Consider the following 22,161-nt stretch of genomic DNA (forward strand, 5'->3'; position numbering starts at 1 on the left):
TCGACACCGGACAGCCGTTGGTGCAGGTGTTGGGCACGCAGTCGGCGGCATCGCCGTTGGGGTTTTTCGCCTGGTCGGGGGCGTCGTCGTGAGGCTCGTCTTTCTTCAACATGGCGTTGCGCTTGGCGTCCCAGCGCAATTGCATCCGACCCTTTTTCACCCCGGCGGCGATGCCGCGTGCGGCGACGGCTTTGTAGCGGTCGACGTATCCGATGAAGGCGTTGATGATGCTGAACAGCGCTTTGACCAGACGCTTGGCCACGTTGAACAACTGAACTGCACGGTCGGCCAGACGCAGCGTCAGATAAGCGATCCCCGCCCCCGCTCCGACAAAGGTCAGCACCACGCTGATCAGGACATCGATGATCAGTTGCACGATCATCATCGACGCCATTTCAGCGGACTTGCCCGCAATCTCGCTGGGCGGCAGCATGTCCAGCCACAGGCTCGACGACCGCAGCAACAAGCACATCGCCGCCTCGTCACTGACCAGCAGTTGCAGCTTTTCCATGAGCTCAGGTGCGGTCTGCGCCAGCTCGATCAGTTCAGCTGCGCCGCTGCCCAAACGCTCGGCAAACTTGCCGGGATCCTGAAGAATTTCCGAGAGCAGACCGAGGCTGTCCCACACGCCTTCTATAGCCGCCCAACTGCCGGCGAGCATGCCGTTGCTGGTCGCTGTGGCCGCCGACTGTGACCACTGTGGCTTGAAGCCCTGCCACTCGCTGCGCAGCCAACTGTCCAGTTCGCCGGTCAAACCGTCATAGGATTTGAACAGCTCGGCGACTTGCTTGGAGGTGACAGCGCTGTGCACGAGAACGCGGTAGAACTTGCCCTGGCCGCCTCTGAACTCACCCTTGCCGTGCTGATCAAGGGTGATCGGGGTGATCTTGCCGCCCCCCACGTCGATCACATCGACGGTGATGTTGCCCAGCGGGATGTCGTAAACCGATTCGAACTTGCTCTCGATCTGCATCAGCCCGCCCTGCGGGCACTGGACGACGCTGGAGGAAAACGCCTCGTCGCTGCTGCTGACCGCCGTGCTGCGATCACCGAAGCGAATGATCCGCTCCATGCCCATCAGCGACGGCAGGTCCGCGGCCTCGCTGATCTGGTCCGCGCTGCGACTGAGCCAGTGATCGAGCTGTTTGCGATAGAGGTTGAGCGTTTGCGGAAAGCTGTCGAGTTCCTGCTCGATGCGAGCGATGGCTTCCATCAACACACGCAGGCAGACAAGGTGAGCTGAAAAACGGGCTGAAGCATGAGCGGTCCCTCGCGCAAGAAATTAGTCGCGGGAACTGTGCGGGGGATCAGAAAGGAAAGAAGTCAGGCGAGTAGGCAAAGGATGTAGGACTAATCTGCAATCCCGCATCTCGCAAAACGCGCAGGCAAAAACGCAAAACGCGGCGTGAGGAAAACCTCACGCCGCGTTTATTTGAAAGACATACCTGGAATTACAGCGTTGAATCCCCAGCTTTCAGCTGTTGCAGCTTCAGCTCGGCCAACGGATGCCCGGCCTTGGCGGCCATGCTCCACCAACGAACGGCTTCAGCGGGATCTGGTGCTTTGCTCGGGGTACCGGCGAGGCTGATCACGCCGACTTGATAGGCCGCTTTAGCGTCGCCGGCCAACGCCGCCAGGCGCAGTAAACGCACGCCTTCTTCACGCGCGCCCAGACCCACGCCACGAAAGGTCAGAATGTGCCCGTAAAAGCTTTGCGCGCCGACATCGCCGAGGTTGGCCATGCGCGCAAACTGGCCTTCAAGCCAGCGCCAGCCGCGCGGCTGGCGAACGAACCACGACCAATGAAACAGCCTGCGCGCCAGCCAATATCCGGCCCGCGCCTTGAGGCGCAGAAACACTCAGGCCTCCGCCGATTCCGGGTACTCGTATTCGAAGACGCGCACCACTTCTGACGCATGCCAGGACGCCGCCGCCACGCCATCCGACGGCCCGGAAAAGCGACCCAGACGCTCGACACATTCAAAAAAACCGGTACGCGGCAAACGACTCGCACCCTGACTGATGACCAGCGAACTGCGCAACGGCTGCTCGGCTTTGGCATCCAGTGCGGCCAGATGCTCAAGCGCCGCCGTCAGCGTCTGCATCGCCGGAGTCGGCAGCTGCAAACGCTCAAGCAAGGCTCGATAAGTCAGAAGATGGCGCTGGCGGCGCGCCTGATCCAGTTCCCCCAGCAATCCGTCCCAATGTTGACGGCTGATGCGTACGCTCACGATTCATCCCTCCAACCTGGCACCGTCAGTTCCCAGGCCAGGCTGCGGCGAATCGCGGCGTCGGGTTGACGCTCACCACTTTCGATCATGGCCAGATAAGACGGGCTGATGCCTACCGTGCGGGCCAGCGCCTCGATGGCGATGCCCTTCCCTTCGCGCAAACTGCGTAGTTGATCCAGACCCGGAAGAATCGGCTCTGGTGAAGTGGCGAGCGGCACTGCGGGCTGCTGCGCCGGTGTTGCGTTGATCCCTGCTGCTTTCAGTAGAGCCTGATATTGAGCCCACGGCAGAACCGCGTATTCGGGTTCGCCATCGCGTGCAATTATCTGAATATCCATGACTACCCCGTAGGACAACAACACTTAGCGAGTCGGCACTTTTCCCTAGAAGTGTAATCCTAACAGCGGCCAAGGTCGCGGGGGGTATCTATCTACAGGCAGACTTTGTCAGTCAGGGCTTTTTCGGGCCTTGCAGTTGCAATTGCTCAGGGGTGTCGGGCAGGCGTTCGACCACCGCCAGCTTCTCCGGTTGCTGGCGCCTGCGCCACAGGCGGAAGGCATTGAGCTCGTCATCGAGGGTTTTCATCAGCCAGGCGAGAACGGCAATATCATCGAGCATGCCGAACATGGGAATGAAATCCGGAATCGCATCGACAGGGCTGAGAAAATACATCAAGCCCGCGACCACCGAGATCAGCGACTTGGCACTGATCGCCCGGTATTCACCCCTCCAGTAGGCCAGGCACAGCGACTGCAGCAAGCGCAGATCATCCTTGAGTTTGCCGAGACGATTGCCTTGCGCGGCACCCTTGCTGGCCACGGCGAACAATAGGGTTGGCAGACGTCCACGGGCCAGCAGGCGACCGGCCAAGGGCAGGAATCGAGCAAAATTCCATGGAGCTTTCATCTATTCTTCCCGTTGAAATGTTATCCACACAAATTGTGGATAACCTTGTGAACAGAGCTGCATTTCAGCGCTGAGAGCCCCGTTTCATAAGGGCTGCGCTCAGATCGGGCGTTTTTTATTCACATAAAAAAGCCCAATATTTCATTGACTTGGCGGCTCAGGGCGGCTAGCGCGAGCAGCCTCAAAGCTATGACTGTGTCGACGGGCGTCAGTTCGCTCTGTTTACCTTTGCCAGCCTTCAGATGCAACAACGCCCCGCATAAGCGAGGCGTTGTTGTCGATACCGTTGCCTGTTACTTGGCAGCGGCGTCTTCTTTGGCTGGATCCTTGATGGCCAGCAATTCCAGGTCGAAAACCAGAACCGAGTTGGCCGGGATTGCCGGGCTTGGCGACTGAGCGCCGTAAGCCAGATCGCTAGGGATGTACAGTTTGTACTTCTCGCCAACGTGCATCAGTTGCAGACCTTCTACCCAACCCGGGATCACGCCACTGACTGGCAGATCGATCGGGCTGCCGCGCTCGACGGAGCTGTCAAACACGGTGCCGTTGGTCAGCTTGCCGGTGTAGTGCACAGTGACGACGTCGGTCGGCTTGGGCTGTGGGCCATCGGCTTTCTTCACCACTTCGTACTGCAGGCCGGAAGCGGTGGTGGTTACACCGGCTTTCTTGCCGTTTTCTTCGAGGAATTTCTTGCCGGCGGCTGCCGACTCTTCACTCATCTTGGCCATACGTTCTTCAGCACGCTTTTGCAGCGACGCGAAGGCTTCGACCAGTTCTTCATCTTTCAGCTTCTGTTCTTTCTTGCCAACGGCATCTTCGATGCCCTGGGCTACCGCTTTGGAGTCCAGATCATCCATGCCTTCCTGGGCAAGGCTTTTGCCCATGTTCAGGCCGATGCCGTAGGAAGCTTTTTGCGCCGGGGTTTTCAGCTCTACGCTGGTCTGCGAGTCACAACCCGCGAGTACCAGGCTAACCAGGGCTACCGCCGCCGCCAACCGATGCTGTTTCATGCTATTTCCTTGTTCATGCGCCGAATGGGCAATCGAGTAAAGCCGCGAGCTTATCAGGCCGCCACGACCAATGGCTACCGGCATGAGAGCAGGAATCTTCTGATAAGTTCAGGGATTAAAACGCATTTGCGCAACGTGTGGATGAAGCTTCTGTCATCCGCGGACGACAAGGGTCGTCGGCACTTGCCACAGCCTCTGGCGTAATGGCCACTTGCCCAGCAGTCACGGCTCAGGCATAACAGCGCAACAATTCGACAAGGATGTTTAACTTGCGCCTCCTATTCCGCGTTCTCACTCTGGTGATCGTACTGGCGCTAATCGCCGTTGCGGTGATTGTCTATTACGTCGCCAATCCGAAATTGCCCTTCTACACCCCGCCCCAACAGGTGCGCTACCTGGATCAATGGAGCGCAGAGCAACGGCAGACCTACTACTTCACGCCGCAAGGTACGCAAGTCAAAGGCCTGCGTTACGAGTGGTTCGAGGCGCTGGAACTGCCCTTCTCAGAACAGCGCTTCGCCTCCCCCGAGTACCTCGCCCGTTTCGGTTTCCTGGTCGATCCGCAGCAGAAAGCGAGCGCCAGCAACCCGGGCAACCTGCCAGTCGGTTTCGCCCGGCACCAGAATCCCGGCAACGCTTCCGAGCACTATCTGGACATCACCTGCGCCGCTTGCCACACCGGCGAGTTGCGCTTCAAAGGTCAGGCCGTGCGCATCGATGGCGGCACCGCGCAACATGTTTTGCCTTCCAGCGTTCCTACATTGCGCGGCGGCAGTTTCGGCCAGGCCCTGGTCGCAAGTCTGGCCTCGACCTACTACAACCCGTGGAAATTCGAACGCTTCGCCCGCCAGGTCCTCGGTGCCGATTACGACGCGCGCCACGAGCAATTGCGCAAAGACTTCAAAACCTCGCTCAACATTTTCCTCAAAGTGGCCTGGAACGATACCCATCGTGGCCTCTACCCGACCGAGGAAGGCCCGGGCCGCACCGACGCGTTCGGCCGGATTGCCAACGCGACGTTTGGCGATGCGATTTCTCCCGCCAACTACCGCGTGGCCGATGCGCCGGTGGATTACCCGCAACTGTGGGACATGTGGACGTTCGATTGGGTGCAGTGGAACGGCTCGGCACAGCAGCCGATGGCGCGCAATATCGGCGAAGCGCTCGGCGTCGGCGCCACACTGAATTTCTTTGACGCCAACGGCCAACCGCTGCAAGGCGCTGAGCGCTACCCCTCCAGCGTACGCGTGCGCGATCTGCACGCCATCGAAGAAACCTTGCAACAACTGAAGCCGCCAACCTGGCCCGAGGATCTGTTCGGTGCGATCGACAAGCCGCTGGCCGCCAAGGGCCGTGCGCTGTTCGCCGAAAACTGCGCCGGCTGTCACGTGCCGCGCCAATCCCGGGAAGGCGAACGCTGGGTGCAGCACTTGCACATGATTCCGGTGAATGTCATCGGCACGGATCCGAACGCGGCCAACAACATTGCCAGCCACCGTTTCGACCTGAGCGCACTGCAATGGGATGTCAAAGAGCTGGAAAAGATGGACGTCAAAATGCACCCCGAACCCAAAGAGTCGCTTGATCCGAGCCAACTATCGGTGGCCAAGGGCCTGGCTTACGTCACCGCGTTCGTGGAAAACCGCGCCTATCGCGAAGCGAAGATCACGCCGGAGGAAAAGCCGCGAATGGATGGCTTTGGCCTGCCGATCGGCGTGCGCGAGAAAGTCGCATACAAGGCTCGGCCGCTGGCTGGCGTGTGGGCGACTGCGCCGTTTCTGCACAACGGTTCGGTGCCGAGCGTCTATCAGTTGTTGTCACCGCAGGATGAGCGCGCAACGACCTTCTATAAAGGCACGCTCGAATATGACCCGCGCCACCTCGGCTATCGCACCGAAGCCTTCACCAACGCGTTCCTGTTCGACACGCGCATCAGCGGCAATCACAACAGCGGCCACGAATTCCGCGCCGGCGCTCGCGGCAACGGGGTGATCGGCCGATTCCTGCAACCCGAGGAGCGCTGGGCGCTGCTCGAATACCTGAAAGTACTGGGCGGACCACTGGAGGCGCAGTTGCCATGATCATGCCGACATTCAAAAAACAACTGCCGCCACTGGCGCGCTTCTGGCTGTGGCTGGGGCGTTTGCTCGGCAAGACGCTGCTGATCGTGCTGGTCATCGCCCTGCTCGGCTGGGCCATCGCCACCGCGTGGTTCGCCTGGCAGCACCGCGGGCCGGTGTCGGCTCTGGAACAGATTCCCGCAGGCGAAGCGGCGATGACGCAGGACATCATTCAAACCGCAGTGCGCATCGTCGACCAACACCGCGAAAGCACGCGTTATCTGCGTGATGCCCACGCCAAGGCGCATGGCTGCGTGAAGGCGCAACTCCAGGTGCTACCGGAATTGGAGCAGTCGCTTCGGCAAGGTGTGTTCAGCGAGCCGGGCAAGACCTGGCAGGCGCTGATCCGGCTGTCCAACGGCAATGCGTATCCGCAATTCGACAGCATCCGCGACGCTCGAGGAATGGCGATCAAGCTTCTCGACGTACCGGGCAAGCAATTGCTCAGCGATAGTAGTGACCGACGTGAACAGGATTTCGTGATGTTCAGCCACCCGAACTTCTTTGTCAGCGATGTCGCCGAGTACCGTCAGAATGTGGCGGCGCAGGCTGACGGCAAGAAGGTCATGGCGTTTTTTCCGACATGGGATCCGCGTACCTGGCAGGTCCGCCATCTATTCATCGCGCTGGCTACGCTGTCAGCGCCGCCGGACAGCCCGACCGCGACCACCTACTTCTCGGTATCGCCCTACAAATTCGGTGAGGCCAATGCGAAATTCCGCGTCGCGCCGGATCCGGACAGTTGCCCGGCGTATACCCTGCCCAAACAGAATCACGACCTGCCGAATTTCCTGCGCAGCGCACTTAATCAGCAGTTGTCGACGGATCGGGTGCCGGCGTGTTTTGTCCTGCAGATCCAGCGCCAGGACGCGCACAAGTACATGCCTATCGAAGACACCAGCATCGAGTGGCGTGAGCAGGATGCACCGTTTGAAACGGTGGCGCGGATCACTTTGCCCGCGCAGGACTTCGACACGCCGGCGCTGAATCTGCAATGTGACAACCTGTCGTTCAATCCGTGGTTCGGCATCGAAGCGCATCGGCCGATCGGCGGGATCAATCGCCTGCGCAAGGCGGTGTACGAGGCGGTGAGCGATTATCGGCATGCCCGCAATGCGGCGCAGTAGCGCGGCGATTTTATAAATCGCAGACAGCAAAAAGCCCGCACAAGGCGGGCTTTCCGTGGTTTCTGGCGTTCAGTTCCAGATACCGAATATGGCGCAGCGGACGGGACTCGAACCCGCGACCCCCGGCGTGACAGGCCGGTATTCTAACCGACTGAACTACCGCTGCGCGAAACGCTTGAAACGAATGGTGGGTGATGACGGGATCGAACCGCCGACATTCTGCTTGTAAGGCAGACGCTCTCCCAGCTGAGCTAATCACCCTTCGCTTCGTTACGGGGCGCATTATGCCACAAGTTTTCGTAAAGTGTTGATTTAATTGAATATTTTTCAAAAAAATCTGAAAACCGGTGAAACGACACATCCCGCGGGTACAACCTTGAGACAGAAAAAAACCCGCCTCAGCGGGTTTTTCCGTGGTGACCTGGCGTTCAGTGGTCCAGGTTACCGAATATGGCGCAGCGGACGGGACTCGAACCCGCGACCCCCGGCGTGACAGGCCGGTATTCTAACCGACTGAACTACCGCTGCGCTAAACACTTGAAACGAATGGTGGGTGATGACGGGATCGAACCGCCGACATTCTGCTTGTAAGGCAGACGCTCTCCCAGCTGAGCTAATCACCCTTCGCTTCGGTGTGGCGCGCATTCTACGGAGCACCCCAACCTCTGGCAAGCACTTTTTTAAATAATTTTCCGAGGCCTTCCAAAGGCTTAGAGAAGGGTTGGCCTATGCCCCGGCGAAGACAATAATGCCCCCCTTTGTATAAAGGAGTGACTCACCCCATGTGGTTCAAGAACCTGCTGATCTATCGCCTGACCCAAGACCTGCCTGTCGATGCCGAGGCGCTGGAGACTGCACTGGCGACCAAACTGGCGCGGCCGTGTGCAAGCCAGGAGCTGACCACTTACGGTTTCGTCGCACCGTTCGGCAAGGGCGAAGATGCGCCGCTGGTGCATGTCAGCGGGGATTTCCTGCTGATCTCTGCCCGTAAAGAAGAACGTATTCTGCCGGGCAGCGTCGTGCGTGACGCGGTCAAGGAAAAGGTCGAAGAGATCGAAGCCGAGCAGATGCGCAAGGTCTATAAAAAGGAACGCGATCAGATCAAGGATGAAATCATCCAGGCCTTCCTGCCGCGCGCGTTCATTCGTCGTTCGTCGACCTTCGCTGCCATCGCGCCGAAACAGGGCCTGATCCTGGTCAACTCGGCCAGCCCGAAACGCGCCGAGGATTTGCTGTCGACCCTGCGCGAAGTGATCGGCACCCTGCCCGTCCGTCCGCTGACCGTGAAAATGGCGCCGACTGCGGTGATGACCGATTGGGTCACCACACAGAAAGCCGCCGACGATTTCTATGTGCTGGACGAGTGCGAACTGCGCGACACCCATGAAGACGGCGGCATTGTCCGTTGCAAGCGTCAGGACCTGACCAGCGAAGAAATCCAGCTGCACCTGAGCACCGGCAAAGTCGTCACTCAGCTGTCGCTGGCCTGGCAGGACAAACTGTCGTTCATGCTCGACGACAAGATGACCGTCAAGCGCCTGAAGTTCGAGGATCTGCTGCAGGATCAGGCGGAACAGGACGGTGGCGATGAAGCGTTGGGTCAACTGGATGCCAGCTTCACCTTGATGATGCTGACCTTCGGCGACTTCCTGCCGGCGCTGGTTGAAGCGTTGGGCGGGGAAGAGATGCCGCAGGGGATCTAAAGCCCTGCGAGGTCCAAACTGTAGGAGTGAGCCTGCTCGCGATGAGGGACTGACATTCAACGAATATGTTGACTGATAGACCGCTATCGCGAGCAGGCTCACTCCTACATTTGTTTTGTGTTGTTCATTTAATAATAAGGATCAAGCCATGCGCGCACTGGCTGCACTCAGCCGCTTTGTCGGCAATACCTTCGCTTACTGGGTTCTGATATTCGCCGTCGTGGCGTTCCTGCAACCGGCGTGGTTCATCGGCCTGAAAAGCGCGATCGTACCGCTGCTGGGTCTGGTGATGTTCGGCATGGGCCTGACCCTCAAACTCGACGACTTCGCCGCCGTCGCTCGCCATCCGTGGCGAGTGGCGCTGGGCGTGGTCGCGCATTTCGTGATCATGCCCGGTGTGGCGTGGTTGCTCTGCCAGGTGTTCCACCTGCCGCCGGAAATCGCCGTCGGGGTGATTCTGGTCGGCTGCTGCCCGAGCGGCACCTCGTCGAACGTGATGACCTGGCTGGCGCGCGGTGATCTGGCGCTTTCCGTGGCGATCGCCGCGGTCACCACCCTCCTCGCCCCGTTGCTGACTCCGGCGCTGATCTGGCTGCTGGCCTCAGCATGGCTGCCGGTGTCGTTCATGGAGCTGTTCTGGTCGATCCTGCAAGTGGTGCTGCTGCCGATCATTCTTGGCGTAGTCGCGCAGCGTCTGCTTGGTGACAAGGTGCGGCATGCGGTGGATGTGTTGCCGCTGGTGTCGGTGGTCAGCATCGTGATTATTGTCACCGCTGTTGTGGCGGCGAGTCAGGCGAAAATCGCCGAGTCCGGGCTGTTGATCATGGCCGTGGTGATGCTGCACAACAGCTTCGGCTATCTGCTCGGCTACTTCACCGGGCGCTTGTTCGGTTTGCCTCTGGCTCAGCGCAAATCGCTGGCACTGGAAGTCGGCATGCAGAACTCGGGCCTCGGTGCGGCGCTGGCCAGTGCGCATTTCTCGCCGCTGGCGGCGGTGCCGAGCGCGTTGTTCAGCGTCTGGCACAATATTTCCGGGGCGCTGCTGTCGACGTACTTCCGGCGCATGAGTGAAAAGGAAGATCGCGACAATCTTGCGCAACGGGCCGCGGACTGAGCTGAAAACTTGATCCTCGGGTTAATGCTCGTCACTATTGCGCAACGCGGGGACGACCCTGCGGCTCGATCGAGTCATTAACCTGGGGACGACCCCGTCAATCGATGGAGGTCCTGCATGTCCTGGATCATTCTGTTTTGCGCCGGCCTGTTCGAAGTCGGCTGGGCCGTCGGGCTGAAATACACCGACGGCTTCACCCGCCCGCTCCCCACCGCCCTGACCGTTGCCGCCATGGCTATCAGCCTGGGCCTACTGGGCCTGGCGATGAAGGAATTGCCATTGGGTACGGCTTATGCGATCTGGACCGGCGTCGGTGCCGTGGGTACGGTGATCGCCGGGATCATTCTTTTTGGTGAATCGATGGCGCTGATCAGGCTGGCCAGTGTGGCGTTGATCGTCACGGGTTTGATAGGCCTTAAAGTGAGCGCTTAAGCCACTACCGTCTTCGCGAACAGGCTCGCTCCCACATTCAACCGCATTCCGTCATTGGAACACGGTCACCTGTGGGAGCGAGCCTGCTCGCGAAGGGGCCTTTTGATGCATCGACTATCTGACGGATCCGCGCAACTCCCCCACCAACCCCTGCAACTTCGCCGGTTCCGTCCCTTCGGTAATCGCCGGCCCCGCCACCAGCGTCACCCGCGACCACAAGCGGTGGAACAATCCCTTGTTCGGATCGCGACTGAAGAAACTCCCCCACAACCCTTGCAACGCCAGCGGAATCACCGGCACCGGCGTCTCCTCGAGAATGCGCGTCACCCCACCTCGGAATTCATTGATCTCGCCATCAGCGGTCAACTTTCCTTCCGGGAAAATGCACACCAGCTCGCCTTCCTTCAGATACTGAGCAATGCGCGTGAAGGCTTTTTCGTAGATCTGGATGTCTTCCTGGCGTCCGGCGATAGGAATCGCACCCGCCGTGCGGAAGATAAAGTTCAGCACCGGCAGGTTGTAGATCTTGTAGTACATGACAAAGCGAATCGGCCTACGCACTGCCCCGCCGATCAGCAAGGCGTCAACGAATGACACGTGATTGCACACCAGCAGCGCCGCCCCTTCGTCCGGGATCGCTTCAAGGTTGCGATGCTCGACGCGGTACATGGAATGGCTGAGCAGCCAGATCATGAAGCGCATGCTGAATTCGGGGACGATCTTGAAGATGTAGGCGTTGACGCCGATGTTCAGCAGCGACACCACCAGGAACAGTTGCGGGATCGACAGCTTGGCGACGCTTAACAAAACGATCGAAACAATCGCCGACACCACCATAAACAGCGCGTTGAGAATATTGTTGGCGGCGATCACTCGCGCCCGTTCGTTTTCAGCCGTGCGCGACTGGATCAGCGCGTACAGCGGCACAATATAGAAGCCGCCAAAAATGCCCAGACCAAGAATATCGATCAACACCGCCCAGGTGTGAACGAAGCCCAACACGGCAATCCAGCTATGGCCAGTGACGCTGTCCGGGATTCCCCCGGAATGCCACCACAGCAACAGGCCAAACACGGTCAGGCCGAACGAGCCGAACGGCACCAGACCGATCTCGACTTTGCGCCCGGAGAGCTTTTCGCAGAGCATCGAACCCAGCGCGATCCCCACCGAGAACACCGTCAGAATAAGCGTCACCACTGTTTCGTCGCCGTGCATCCACTCCTTGGCGTAGGCCGGGATCTGCGTCAGGTAGATCGCCCCGACGAACCAGAACCACGAGTTGCCGACAATCGAGCGCGACACCGCTGGCGTCTGGCCCAGGCCGAGTTTCAGCGTCGCCCAGGACTGGCTGAAGATGTTCCAGTTCAGGCGCATTTCCGGCGACGATGCTGCCGCACGCGGAATGCTGCGGCTGGCCAGGTAACCCAGCACGGCAATGCCGACGATCGCTGCGGAGACCACCGGCGCGTAGTGCTCGGTCGACATCATGATCCCGGCGCCGATGGTCCCGGCGAGAATCGCCAGAAACGTGCCCATTTCCACCAGACCGTTGCCGCCGACCAGTTCGTCATCGCGCAAGGCCTGCGGCAGGATCGAATACTTCACCGGGCCGAACAATGCCGAATGCGTGCCCATGGCGAACAGCGCGACCAGCATCAGTGACAGATGATCGAAGAGAAAGCCGATCGATCCTACGGCCATGATGGCGATTTCTGCGAGCTTGATCAGGCGGATCAGCGCGTCCTTGGCGAATTTTTCCCCGAATTGCCCGGCCAGTGCCGAGAACAGGAAAAACGGCAGGATAAACAGCAGCGCGCAAAGGTTGACCCAGATCGAGCGGTCACCCTCGATGGTCAGCCGATAGAGGATGGCGAGGATCAACGACTGTTTAAATACGTTGTCGTTAAACGCGCCGAGCGACTGGGTAATAAAGAAGGGCAAAAAGCGCCGGGTACGCAACAGGTTGAACTGTGAGGGGTGACTCATCTTCCGTGTTTCCTGATGTTGGGTAGAGAGGCCTGGGTGCTTGTTATTGGAATGCCGCACCACGATCCAGGCCACACCTTACCTAAACTTTTCAGTTTATTTCTTCAAACCTGCGATACACGGCGAGACAAACAGCTCGCCACGCCACGCGCCCTGCACGGTGCGCTTGCCGACGATCAGCCACATCGCCGCCAACAAAATCACCAGCGCCGTACCGAACACGCTGAAAAACGTCAGGCTGAGGATGCTCGCCAGTTTCAGCGTCGCCAGGGAATACACGCCCAGCGGAAAGGTAAAGCCCCACCAGCCGAGGTTGAACGGAATGCCGTCACGCAGATAACGCACGGTGATCAGCAGGGCCATCAACATCCACCACAGACCAAAACCCCACAACGTCACTCCCGCCACCAGGCCCAGACCCGAGGCGATTTCGCCGACACCGGGCAGACCATTCGCGGCAAAAATCGCTGGGGCCTCACCGCCCAGCAGCAACATGCCCAACGCACCGGTGCCGATCGGCCCGACGGCCAGCCAGCTCGACGCGGCCATGTTTTCGTGGGGCAGTTTGTGCAAGGCCATGCGCAACAACAGGATGGTCAGAATGCTGAACGCTACCGGCAGGGAAAAGGCCCAGAGCACGTAGCTGGTGGTCAGTACGATGAGTTGCGCATGGGCGTCCGTCAGATGCGGGGCGAGCAAGCCGCCGCTGGCCGCAGCCACTTCCGCCGCCACTACCGGCAGCAACCACACCGCGGTCATCTGATCGATGCTGTGCTCCTGACGAGTAAACATCATGTAGGGAATCAGCACGCCGCAGGCCAGCGACATCGCCACATCGATCCACCACAACGCTTCAACCAGTTGGATTACTCCGTCACCCCAGCGCGGCACGCCGAACAGCAGAAAACCGTTGATGATCGTCGCCAGGCCCATGGGAATGGTGCCGAAGAACATCGACACGGTTGAATGGCCGAAAATCCGTCGTGCTTCATCGAAGAACAACATCCACCGGGCGGCATAGGCAGCACTAAACAGCGTGAACAAGACAATGTTGAACAGCCACAGCCCTTCAGCCACGGCGCGCAATCCGGGAATGGCCAGCGGCAATTGCGCCAGCGCCAATGCCAGCACACCGGTGCCCATGGTCGCGGCGAACCAGTTCGGCGTGAATTGCCGGATCACTTCGCGGGGATGCTGAAGCTGGCTGAAAGGCTTGAAGCCGGGGGTGACACTGTTGGGGCAAATCATCATGAGCTCCTGTCCTCTGGTGAGGTTGAGCTCATGGTAGATCCGAATCGAATATCGATATAACGGGTAATATCTCTAACTGTTATCTGTTTTGCAGATAAACAGCTAAACGCTACCCTCCGATTCGATTACCAGAATCCGCGCCTCGCCTTGCGGATGAGCGACATGCTCGGTGCCGACCGAGGCATAGAAAATATCGCCTGTGTCCAACACAACCTGCCGCTCCTCGCCGCCTTCGCGGTAGTGCATCCGCACCCGACCATCGAGCACTACGAACACTTCTTCTCCGTCGTTGACGTGCCATTTGTACGGCTGATCGGTCCAGTGCAGGCGTGTAGTGATGCCGTTCATGTTGGCGATGTCCAAGGCACCCCAGGCGCGTTCGGCGGTAAACGATTTGCTGCGGATAATCTTCATGAGTCGATCCGTGAGAGAAGTTCGCCAAGGCTAACCGAAACCGCGGCGCTCAAGGAGCGCGGCAAATTTTGCCCGCCTGGGGCCGCAGACTGAGCAGCAGTGCAGCCACGGCCAGCACGATCAGCACAACGCCGTAACCGTCGGTGGTCGCCAGCAATCCGAAGCTGCGCGCCAGATGCCCGGCCAACAGCGCCGGCAGACAGAACGCCAGATAACTGAGCACGTAATACGCAGACATCAACCCGGCTCGCTCGTGGGGCAAGGCCAGCGGCACCAGAGTGCGCACCGCACCCAGAAAACCCGAGCCAAAACCACAACCGGCGACCACCGTGCCAAAGAAAAACAGCGACAGACTGGCGCCGTGTACCCCAAGCAAAATCAGTATCAGCCCGACCGGCAGCAAGCTCGCGCCCAGCAGCAGCGCTTGAGCAGCCGGGCGGTTGCGCATGGTGAAGATCATCAACGCGCCCGTCACGGTCAATGCCGCCACCGTCGCTCCGCCGATCAGGTTGGAGGTCGAGCCGGTGGCCGTGCGTACCAATGACGGTGCCAGCGAGGCATAAAAACCTCCGAGCGCCCAGGTTGCAGTATTCAATGGCAACACTCGCCACAATGTTGAACGCGCCTGCACCGGCACATGCAAGGTCGGCCGCAACGACGCCCACGCCCCGCTCTGTCGCGAAACACTTTCCGGCAAGCGCCAGACATACACGCCCTGCAACACGAACAACGCCAGCAGCAACCAGTAGGTCAGCTGCAACGGCGCGGGTGCGAATTCTGCGAGCAAGCCACAGCCCAAACCGCCCAAAGCCATTCCGAGTAACGGCGCGACGCTGTTGATCAACGGCCCCTGCTGGCGATCGGTGTCGAGCAATGTTGCGCTCAAAACGGCGGTGGCCATGCCGGTGGCGAAACCCTGCAGCACCCGCGCGCCGATCAACCAGGCGACGCTGTCGGCGTAAATGAACAGCAGCATCGCCAGGGCATTGAGCAGAACCGCGCTGAAGATCACCGGTTTGCGGCCCAAATGGTCGGAAAGCGAACCGACCGTCAGCAACGCCGCCAACAGACTCAAGGCGTAAACGGCGAAGATCAGCGTCAGCATCGCTGACGAGAAATGCAATTGGTCCTGATACAGGTGATACAACGGCGTCGGCGCGGTGGAAGCGGCGAGAAAACTGAGTAAGGTGATCGCCAGAAACCACAGGCTGGATCGATGGGAAGCAACGTTGTTCAAAGGGCTGGTCATAGGGACACTCCGCAAAAGCTAACTTTTTGCTTTTACGCAGTGTGCTACCGCCTCGCGCTTAAAGCAAATTCTTTGTGTTAAGGTCTGAACCATGGCTATTAAAGAAGGTTTACGCCCCGGTGGCCGCAGTGCCCGGGTGCAAGAGTCGATCCATTCGGCTGTCAATGCGCTGCTGCATGAGCAGGAACGTTCCACCGTGACCGTCCCGCAAATCGCCGCCCGCGCGGGGGTTACGCCGTCGACGATCTATCGGCGCTGGGGTGATCTGGCGGCGTTGCTGGCGGACGTCGCCCTCGCCCGCATGCGCCCGGACAGCGAACCGGCGGACACTGGAAGTCTGCGCGGCGATATCCGCGCGTGGGCCGAGCAGTATCTCGACGAGATGAGTTCGGAGGTCGGGCGCAACATGATGCGTGACGTGCAGGCGAGCGCTACGCCGGGCTATTGCGTGGCAATCATTGGTGCGCAGTTGCAGACCATTGTCGATCGCTATCCGCATGAGAAGGCGCCGAGCGTGGATCGCTTGATCAATCTGGTGGTAGCGCCGGTGGTGTTCCGGATTCTGTTTTCGGCGGCGGCGCTGGAGGTGGAGGAGCTTCATCGCCTGATTGATATCGCGCTGCGTCTGGACTGACGCCTGCTCGCGAAGAGGCCCGCCCGGTTACCATAAAAACCACCCGGTACCCCGCCTGCGACACCCCGCCGCGCCACGACCTTGGTCGACACTGACTAACCGCCGCGCCCGTGCGAGACTGTTCGCCCGGGCAGGAGTGCCGGGGAGTCTTTTGTCGGGAGTGCTGCATGTCGTTGTCCACCGGGCTGATCGCCGTCGTTGCCCTGGCCTACATGGCCATCATGTTCGCCATCGCCTTCTACGGCGACCGTCGCAGCACGCCGTTGCCGCCGCGGGTGCGTGCCTGGGTGTACAGCCTGTCGCTGGCAGTTTACTGCACCAGTTGGACGTTCTTCGGCGCGGTGGGACAGGCGGCGGAACAACTGTGGTCGTTCCTGCCGATCTACCTCGGGCCGATTCTGCTGCTGGTAGGCGCCCCGTGGGTCCTGCAGAAAATGGTGATGATCAGCAAACAGGAGAACATCACCTCCATCGCCGACTTCATCGCCGCGCGCTACGGCAAATCGCAATCGCTGGCGGTGGTCGTGGCGCTGATCTGCCTGGTCGGCGTCTTGCCCTATATCGCCCTGCAACTCAAAGGCATCGTCCTCGGCGTGAACCTGCTGATCGGCGCCGGCGCCGATGCCATGGGCACCCGCGCTCAGGACACGGCGCTGATCGTGTCGCTGGTGCTGGCGTTGTTCACTATCGTCTTCGGCACGCGCAACCTTGATGCCACCGAACACCACCGTGGCATGGTGCTGGCGATCGCTTTCGAATCGCTGGTCAAGCTGTTCGCTTTTCTCGCCGTCGGCGCTTTCGTTACTTACGGCCTGTATGACGGTTTCGACGACCTGTTCAATCAGGCGATGCTCGCCCCGCGCCTTGAAGCCTATTGGAAGGAAACCATCAACTGGCCGTCGATGGTGGTGCAGACCGGGGTGGCGATGATGGCGATCATCTGCCTGCCCCGGCAATTTCACGTCACCGTGGTGGAGAACATCGACCCGCAGGATCTGCGGCTGGCGAAATGGGTGTTCCCCGCCTATCTGGCGTTGGCCGCACTGTTCGTAGTCCCTATCGCTCTCGCCGGTCAGATGCTGCTGCCCAGCCACGTGCTGCCCGACTCCTTCGTGATCAGCCTGCCGCTGGCCCAGGCGCATCCGGCGCTGGCCATGCTGGCATTCATCGGCGGCGCCTCGGCAGCGACCGGCATGGTGATTGTCGCCAGCGTCGCGCTGTCGACCATGGTCTCCAACGACATGCTGTTGCCGTGGCTGTTGCGCCGCAACAACGCCGAGCGCCCGTTCGAAGTGTTCCGCCAGTGGATGCTCTCGGTGCGCCGGGTCAGCATCGTGGTGATTCTGCTGCTGGCCTACGTCAGCTATCGCTTGCTCGGCTCGACCGCGAGCCTGGCGACCATCGGCCAGATCGCCTTCGCGGCGGTAACGCAACTGGCGCCAGCGATGCTCGGCGCGTTGTACTGGAAACAGGCCAACCGCCGTGGCGTGTTTGCCGGTCTCGCCACCGGCACTTTCCTGTGGTTCTACACGCTGGTGCTGCCGATTGCCGCGCACAGTCTCGGCTGGTCGCTGGCGAGCTTCCCCGGCTTGGCGTGGCTGCACAGCAATCCGCTGAACCTGCCGATCACGCCGCTGACCCAAGGCGTGGTGCTGTCGCTGGCGGGTAACTTCACCCTGTTTGCCTGGGTCTCGGTGCTGTCGCGCACGCGGGTTTCGGAGCACTGGCAGGCCGGGCGTTTCATCGGCCAGGAAATCAGCGCGCGGCCCAATGGTCGCTCGATGCTGGCGGTGCAGATCGACGATCTGCTGCAATTGGCGGCGCGTTTTGTCGGCGAAGAACGGGCGCGACAGAGCTTCATTCGTTTCGCCTACCGCCAGGGCAAGGGCTTCAACCCCAACCAGAACGCCGACAGCGAATGGATTGCTCACACCGAACGCTTGCTCGCCGGTGTCCTCGGCGCCTCTTCAACGCGCGCCGTCGTAAAAGCCGCCATCGAAGGTCGGGAAATGCAGCTGGAGGACGTAGTCCGCATCGCCGACGAAGCCTCGGAGGTGCTGCAGTTCAACCGTGCGCTGCTGCAAGGCGCGATCGAGAACATCACGCAAGGCATCAGCGTGGTCGACCAATCGCTGAAACTGGTGGCGTGGAACCGGCGTTATCTGGAACTGTTCAACTACCCCGACGGTTTGATCAGCGTTGGCCGGCCGATTGCCGACATCATTCGCTACAACGCCGAACGTGGCCTATGCGGCCCCGGCGAGGCCGAAGTGCACGTTGCGCGCCGCTTGCACTGGATGCGCCAGGGCCGCGCGCACACCTCCGAACGGCTGTTCCCCAATGGCCGGGTGATCGAGCTGATCGGCAACCCGATGCCCGGCGGCGGTTTCGTCATGAGTTTCACCGACATTACCGCGTTCCGCGAGGCCGAACAGGCGCTCACCGAGGCCAACGAAGGTCTCGAACAACGGGTCAGCGAGCGCACCCAGGAACTCTCGCAACTCAACGTCGCACTCACCGAAGCCAAGGGCACCGCCGAGGCGGCGAACCAGTCGAAAACCCGCTTTCTTGCCGCCGTCAGCCATGACTTGATGCAGCCGCTGAACGCCGCACGGCTGTTCTCCGCCGCCCTCTCCCATCAAAACGAAGGCTTGAGCGCCGAGGCGCAACAACTGGTGCAACACCTCGACAGCTCGCTGCGTTCAGCCGAAGACCTGATCAGCGATCTGCTGGATATCTCGCGTCTGGAAAACGGCAAGATCAACCCGGATCGCAAGCCCTTCGCGGTCAATGAACTGTTCGACACCCTCGGTGCGGAATTCAAAGCGCTTGCCCAGGAGCAGAAGCTGACGTTCCGGGTGCGCGGCAGTCAATTGCGCATCGACAGCGACATCAAGCTGCTGCGGCGGATTCTGCAGAACTTCCTCACCAACGCTTTCCGCTACGCCAAGGGCCCGGTGCTGCTGGGCGTGCGCCGGCGTGACGGCGAGCTGTGTCTGGAGGTCTGGGATCGCGGGCCGGGCATTCCGGAAGACAAGCAGCAGGTGATCTTCGAAGAATTCAAGCGCCTCGACAGCCACCAGACCCGCGCGGAGAAAGGCCTGGGCCTGGGTCTGGCAATCGCCGACGGCTTGTGCCGGGTGCTCGGGCATACCTTGCGCGTTCGTTCGTGGCCGGGCCGTGGCAGCGTATTCAGCGTGACGGTGCCGCTGGCGCGCACACAAACGCCTCCCGCGAACGCAGCCGTGGAACTGAACGGTAAATTGCTTAGCGGCGCGCAGGTGCTGTGCATCGATAACGAAGACAGCATTTTGATTGGCATGAACAGCCTGCTCAGCCGCTGGGGCTGCCAGGTGTGGACGGCACGCAATCGCGACGAATGCGCCGCGATATTGAATGAGGGCGTACGGCCGCAACTCGCCCTGGTCGACTATCACCTCGATCACGGCGACACCGGCACGGAGTTGATGGCCTGGTTGCGTACGCGTCTGGGTGAACCGGTGCCCGGCGTAGTAATCAGCGCGGATGGGCGCCCGGAGACGGTGGCGCAGGTGCACGCGGCGGGACTGGATTATCTGGCCAAACCGGTGAAGCCCGCGGCGTTGCGGGCCCTGTTGAGTCGTTATCTGCCGCTGTAGCCGGTGATTTCGCCGACGCCTTCGCGAGCAGGCTCGCTCCCACAGAAAAGCAAAGTCAAAAGCACAGATCGCAGCCTTCGGCGGCTCCTACACAATGAGCGTTAGCTCGAGTGCTTTTGATCTTGATCGACGGGCGACGTCGGAAGGCTGAGCAGAGGGATTGATCCGGGAGTGGGAGCGCAGCGACCGTTTGGCGCAGCCAAATACAGCGAGTGTAGGTGCAGCGAAGCAAACCGGAGCCGCTGCGCCCGGATCAGTCCCGGAGCGAAGGAACCCGAGCCTGCGAGGGCCGAACGCAGGAGCAAGCCTTTTTGGGTACTTTTTTCTGGGCCGGCATTCCGGGCGTCTGGAAAAAGTGCCTCGCCGTAAGGGCGAAACCGCCAGCCGCCATCACCGCAGCAACGGATATGTACTCACAATCAGCCAAAAAAACGACGCCTACTCAGGCAACTCAACCAACCCATCAACATCAGTCATCGCCCGCTCCAGCAAATCCGCCGGCAAACTCTTGCTCGCCCGCGCACCGAGCAACTTCAACTGCTCACTGCGACTGACCAGATTGCCGCGCCCTTCTGTCAGCTTGTTACGCGCCGAGCTGTAGGCCTTGTCCAGTTGCTGCAGACGATTGCCGACTTCATCCAGATCCTGAATAAACAACACGAACTTGTCATACAGCCACCCCGCGCGCTCGGCGATTTCCCGGGCGTTCTGGCTCTGGCGTTCCTGCTTCCACAGACTGTCGATCACCCGCAGCGTAGCCAACAGCGTGGTCGGGCTGACAATCACGATATTGCGGTCAAAGGCTTCCTGAAACAGCGAAGGCTCAGCCTGTAACGCAGCGGAAAACGCCGCTTCGATCGGCACGAACAGCAAAACGAAATCGAGGCTGTGCAAGCCTTCCAGGCGCTTGTAGTCCTTGCCGGCCAGGCCTTTGACGTGATTGCGCAGCGACAGCACGTGCTGCTTGATCGCGATCTGCCCCAACGTGTCATCGTCGGCCGCCACATATTGTTGATAGGCCGTGAGACTGACTTTCGAGTCGACCACGACTTGCTTGTCACCGGGCAGGTAAATGATCACATCGGGCTGGAAGCGCTCGCCGTCCGGGCCTTTGAGATTGACCTGGGTCTGGTACTCGCGGCCCTTTTCCAGACCTGCGTGTTCCAGAACGCGCTCGAGAATCAGCTCGCCCCAATTGCCCTGGGTTTTCTGGCCCTTGAGGGCGCGGGTCAGGTTGGTCGCTTCGTCGCTCAGACGCAGATTCAACGCCTGCAAACGCTCCAGTTCCTTGGCCAGCGAGAAACGCTCGCGGGCTTCGGCCTGATAGCTCTCTTCCACGCGTTTTTCGAAGGACTGGATGCGCTCTTTCAACGGGTCGAGCAACTGGCCGAGGCGTTGCTGGCTGGTCTCGGCAAAGCGCTGTTCACGCTCATCGAAGATCTTGCCGGCCAGCTCGGCGAATTGCGCACGCAATTCATCCCGCGAGCCTTGCAGGTCGTCGAGGCGTTGTTGATGGCTTTCCTGTTGCTCGCGCAACTCGGCACTCAACGAGGCGGCCTGGGCGTCGAGACGGCGCAATTCGGCGTCCTTGTTGGCGCGTTCGAGGTTCCAGGCATGGGACGCATCGCGGGCGTCGTCGCGCTCGATCTGCAACAACTCGACTTCGCGGCGCAGCGCGGCGAGGTCTGCCTGTTTGGCGGCGTTGGCCTGGCCAAGGTCGGCGATCTCATCGCGGCTGGCTTCAAGCTGCGCGTTGAGGCCGTCCTGAGCCATTTGCGCCATGGCCAGGCGCTCTTCGAGCAAGGCCAGATCGGCCTGGGCGCCGCTGGCCCGGCGCTGCAGTTGCCAGGCCAGCGCCAGCAGCGGCAACCCTGCTGCTGCCAGACCAAGCAATAAGCTGGTCAAGTCCATAGCCATAGCGACTCCTGCCAATCGGATAAAGCCTGAAGGTTAACCAAGGTGTCAGAGCTTGGACAGCTCAGTCTTCGATCAGACCGAGTTCCTGCTGCGCGCGCCGGTCACCGGCACGGGCGGCCTGACGCAGCAGCTCCTGACCGATACGCCGGTCACGCGCGTTGCCGCATTCACGGCAGATCAGTTGGCCAAGACGGCTTTGCGCGGCGACCACGCCTTCACGGGCCGGTTGCTTGAGCAGACGGCCGGCGAGATGCTTGGCGCTGGGGCTATCGCTCAGGCGCGGCGCATCGAGCAACCATTCAGCCACGCGTACGGAGAAGCGCTTGGGCGGGGTAACAGGATTCGGGTTTGAGGTAACAGAGTCTGATACTGAGCGAAACTTCATAAAGCACTGCGGGACAGATCGGAAGGCGCGCCACTTTACTCTCT

18 protein-coding genes, 4 tRNA genes and 1 pseudogene are annotated in these 22,161 nt (G+C 60.5%); 7 read left to right on the top strand and 16 right to left on the bottom strand.

From position 1 onward, the window contains the following. The 6 genes and pseudogenes from DCO47_RS09700 to DCO47_RS09725 all read right to left on the bottom strand — a co-directional run. Positions 1 to 1,213, bottom strand: a pseudogene (locus tag DCO47_RS09700) (type IV secretion protein Rhs); the annotation flags it as partial. Between the two features lie 238 nt (positions 1,214 to 1,451). Continuing rightward, positions 1,452 to 1,859: an SEL1-like repeat protein gene (locus tag DCO47_RS09705; protein ID WP_042608527.1), complete on the bottom strand. Its 408-nt coding sequence runs from the start codon at positions 1,857 to 1,859 to the stop codon at positions 1,452 to 1,454. After that, complete coding sequence (locus tag DCO47_RS09710; protein WP_003223109.1) at positions 1,860 to 2,231, bottom strand: hypothetical protein; 372 nt, start codon at positions 2,229 to 2,231, stop codon at positions 1,860 to 1,862. After that, positions 2,228 to 2,569 (bottom strand): helix-turn-helix domain-containing protein, encoded by a 342-nt coding sequence (locus DCO47_RS09715; protein WP_042608528.1) that lies wholly within the window; start codon positions 2,567 to 2,569, stop codon positions 2,228 to 2,230. The genes DCO47_RS09710 and DCO47_RS09715 overlap by 4 nt, the downstream gene beginning before the upstream one ends. Before the next feature lie 112 nt (positions 2,570 to 2,681). Further along, positions 2,682 to 3,137: a YkvA family protein gene (locus DCO47_RS09720; protein WP_064365408.1), complete on the bottom strand. Its 456-nt coding sequence runs from the start codon at positions 3,135 to 3,137 to the stop codon at positions 2,682 to 2,684. 293 nt (positions 3,138 to 3,430) lie between these two features. After that, the gene (locus DCO47_RS09725) at positions 3,431 to 4,147 is read right to left on the bottom strand and encodes an FKBP-type peptidyl-prolyl cis-trans isomerase (protein ID WP_016773732.1); all 717 of its coding nucleotides are present in this window, start codon (positions 4,145 to 4,147) and stop codon (positions 3,431 to 3,433) included. Positions 4,148 to 4,416: 269 nt separating this feature from the next. Here DCO47_RS09725 and DCO47_RS09730 point away from each other — a divergent pair, with 269 nt between their 5' ends. Beyond that, on the top strand, positions 4,417 to 6,228 hold the full coding sequence (locus DCO47_RS09730) for a di-heme-cytochrome C peroxidase (protein WP_116658002.1): 1,812 nt from the start codon (positions 4,417 to 4,419) through the stop codon (positions 6,226 to 6,228). Then, positions 6,225 to 7,394, top strand: coding sequence for a catalase family protein (locus DCO47_RS09735; protein WP_064365410.1), 1,170 nt, complete (start codon positions 6,225 to 6,227; stop codon positions 7,392 to 7,394). Before DCO47_RS09730 ends, DCO47_RS09735 begins: the two co-directional genes overlap by 4 nt. Before the next feature lie 89 nt (positions 7,395 to 7,483). Here the strand turns inward: DCO47_RS09735 and DCO47_RS09740 are convergent. The 4 genes from DCO47_RS09740 to DCO47_RS09755 all read right to left on the bottom strand — a co-directional run bounded on the left by DCO47_RS09740 (position 7,484) and on the right by DCO47_RS09755 (position 8,017). Beyond that, positions 7,484 to 7,560, bottom strand: a tRNA-Asp gene (locus DCO47_RS09740). A gap of 19 nt (positions 7,561 to 7,579) precedes the next feature. Beyond that, a tRNA-Val gene (locus DCO47_RS09745) sits at positions 7,580 to 7,655 on the bottom strand. A gap of 190 nt (positions 7,656 to 7,845) precedes the next feature. Then, a tRNA-Asp gene (locus DCO47_RS09750) sits at positions 7,846 to 7,922 on the bottom strand. A gap of 19 nt (positions 7,923 to 7,941) precedes the next feature. Continuing rightward, positions 7,942 to 8,017, bottom strand: a tRNA-Val gene (locus tag DCO47_RS09755). 159 nt (positions 8,018 to 8,176) lie between these two features. Here DCO47_RS09755 and rdgC point away from each other — a divergent pair. From rdgC to sugE, 3 genes are all read left to right on the top strand, one after another. Further along, the gene (gene rdgC, locus DCO47_RS09760; protein ID WP_042607627.1) at positions 8,177 to 9,097 is read left to right on the top strand and encodes a recombination-associated protein RdgC; all 921 of its coding nucleotides are present in this window, start codon (positions 8,177 to 8,179) and stop codon (positions 9,095 to 9,097) included. Positions 9,098 to 9,245: 148 nt separating this feature from the next. Beyond that, positions 9,246 to 10,211, top strand: coding sequence for a bile acid:sodium symporter family protein (locus tag DCO47_RS09765; protein ID WP_083353265.1), 966 nt, complete (start codon positions 9,246 to 9,248; stop codon positions 10,209 to 10,211). A gap of 117 nt (positions 10,212 to 10,328) precedes the next feature. Beyond that, positions 10,329 to 10,643, top strand: a complete 315-nt coding sequence (sugE, locus tag DCO47_RS09770; protein ID WP_041479526.1) for a quaternary ammonium compound efflux SMR transporter SugE — start codon at positions 10,329 to 10,331, stop codon at positions 10,641 to 10,643. A 114-nt stretch (positions 10,644 to 10,757) separates the two neighbouring features. Here the strand turns inward: sugE and DCO47_RS09775 are convergent, their stop codons facing one another. From DCO47_RS09775 to DCO47_RS09790, 4 genes are all read right to left on the bottom strand, one after another. Then, positions 10,758 to 12,629, bottom strand: coding sequence for an MFS transporter (locus DCO47_RS09775; RefSeq protein WP_116658003.1), 1,872 nt, complete (start codon positions 12,627 to 12,629; stop codon positions 10,758 to 10,760). Between the two features lie 96 nt (positions 12,630 to 12,725). Continuing rightward, positions 12,726 to 13,877 (bottom strand): TDT family transporter, encoded by a 1,152-nt coding sequence (locus DCO47_RS09780; RefSeq protein WP_116658004.1) that lies wholly within the window; start codon positions 13,875 to 13,877, stop codon positions 12,726 to 12,728. A gap of 105 nt (positions 13,878 to 13,982) precedes the next feature. Next, the gene (locus DCO47_RS09785) at positions 13,983 to 14,294 is read right to left on the bottom strand and encodes a cupin domain-containing protein (RefSeq protein WP_042607622.1); all 312 of its coding nucleotides are present in this window, start codon (positions 14,292 to 14,294) and stop codon (positions 13,983 to 13,985) included. A 49-nt stretch (positions 14,295 to 14,343) separates the two neighbouring features. Next, positions 14,344 to 15,543, bottom strand: coding sequence for an MFS transporter (locus tag DCO47_RS09790; RefSeq protein WP_371919865.1), 1,200 nt, complete (start codon positions 15,541 to 15,543; stop codon positions 14,344 to 14,346). Between the two features lie 91 nt (positions 15,544 to 15,634). Here DCO47_RS09790 and DCO47_RS09795 point away from each other — a divergent pair, with 91 nt between their 5' ends. After that, positions 15,635 to 16,177 (top strand): TetR/AcrR family transcriptional regulator, encoded by a 543-nt coding sequence (locus tag DCO47_RS09795; protein WP_116658005.1) that lies wholly within the window; start codon positions 15,635 to 15,637, stop codon positions 16,175 to 16,177. Between the two features lie 167 nt (positions 16,178 to 16,344). After that, entirely contained in the window at positions 16,345 to 19,815 is a 3,471-nt protein-coding gene (locus DCO47_RS09800; protein ID WP_065615136.1) for a PAS domain-containing hybrid sensor histidine kinase/response regulator, read from the top strand. A 438-nt stretch (positions 19,816 to 20,253) separates the two neighbouring features. On the opposite strand, the gene rmuC is transcribed toward DCO47_RS09800, so the two are convergent. Further along, positions 20,254 to 21,618 carry a DNA recombination protein RmuC gene (gene rmuC, locus DCO47_RS09805; RefSeq protein ID WP_165839196.1) on the bottom strand — a complete coding sequence of 455 codons (1,365 nt, stop codon included), beginning with the start codon at positions 21,616 to 21,618 and terminating at the stop codon, positions 20,254 to 20,256. Positions 21,619 to 21,793: 175 nt separating this feature from the next. After that, positions 21,794 to 22,117, bottom strand: a complete 324-nt coding sequence (locus DCO47_RS09810; RefSeq protein WP_064365415.1) for a sel1 repeat family protein — start codon at positions 22,115 to 22,117, stop codon at positions 21,794 to 21,796. Positions 22,118 to 22,161: the final 44 nt, after the last annotated feature.

It is taken from the genome of Pseudomonas sp. NDM, from assembly GCF_003105095.1.
Lineage (GTDB): Bacteria > Pseudomonadota > Gammaproteobacteria > Pseudomonadales > Pseudomonadaceae > Aquipseudomonas > Aquipseudomonas moraviensis_A.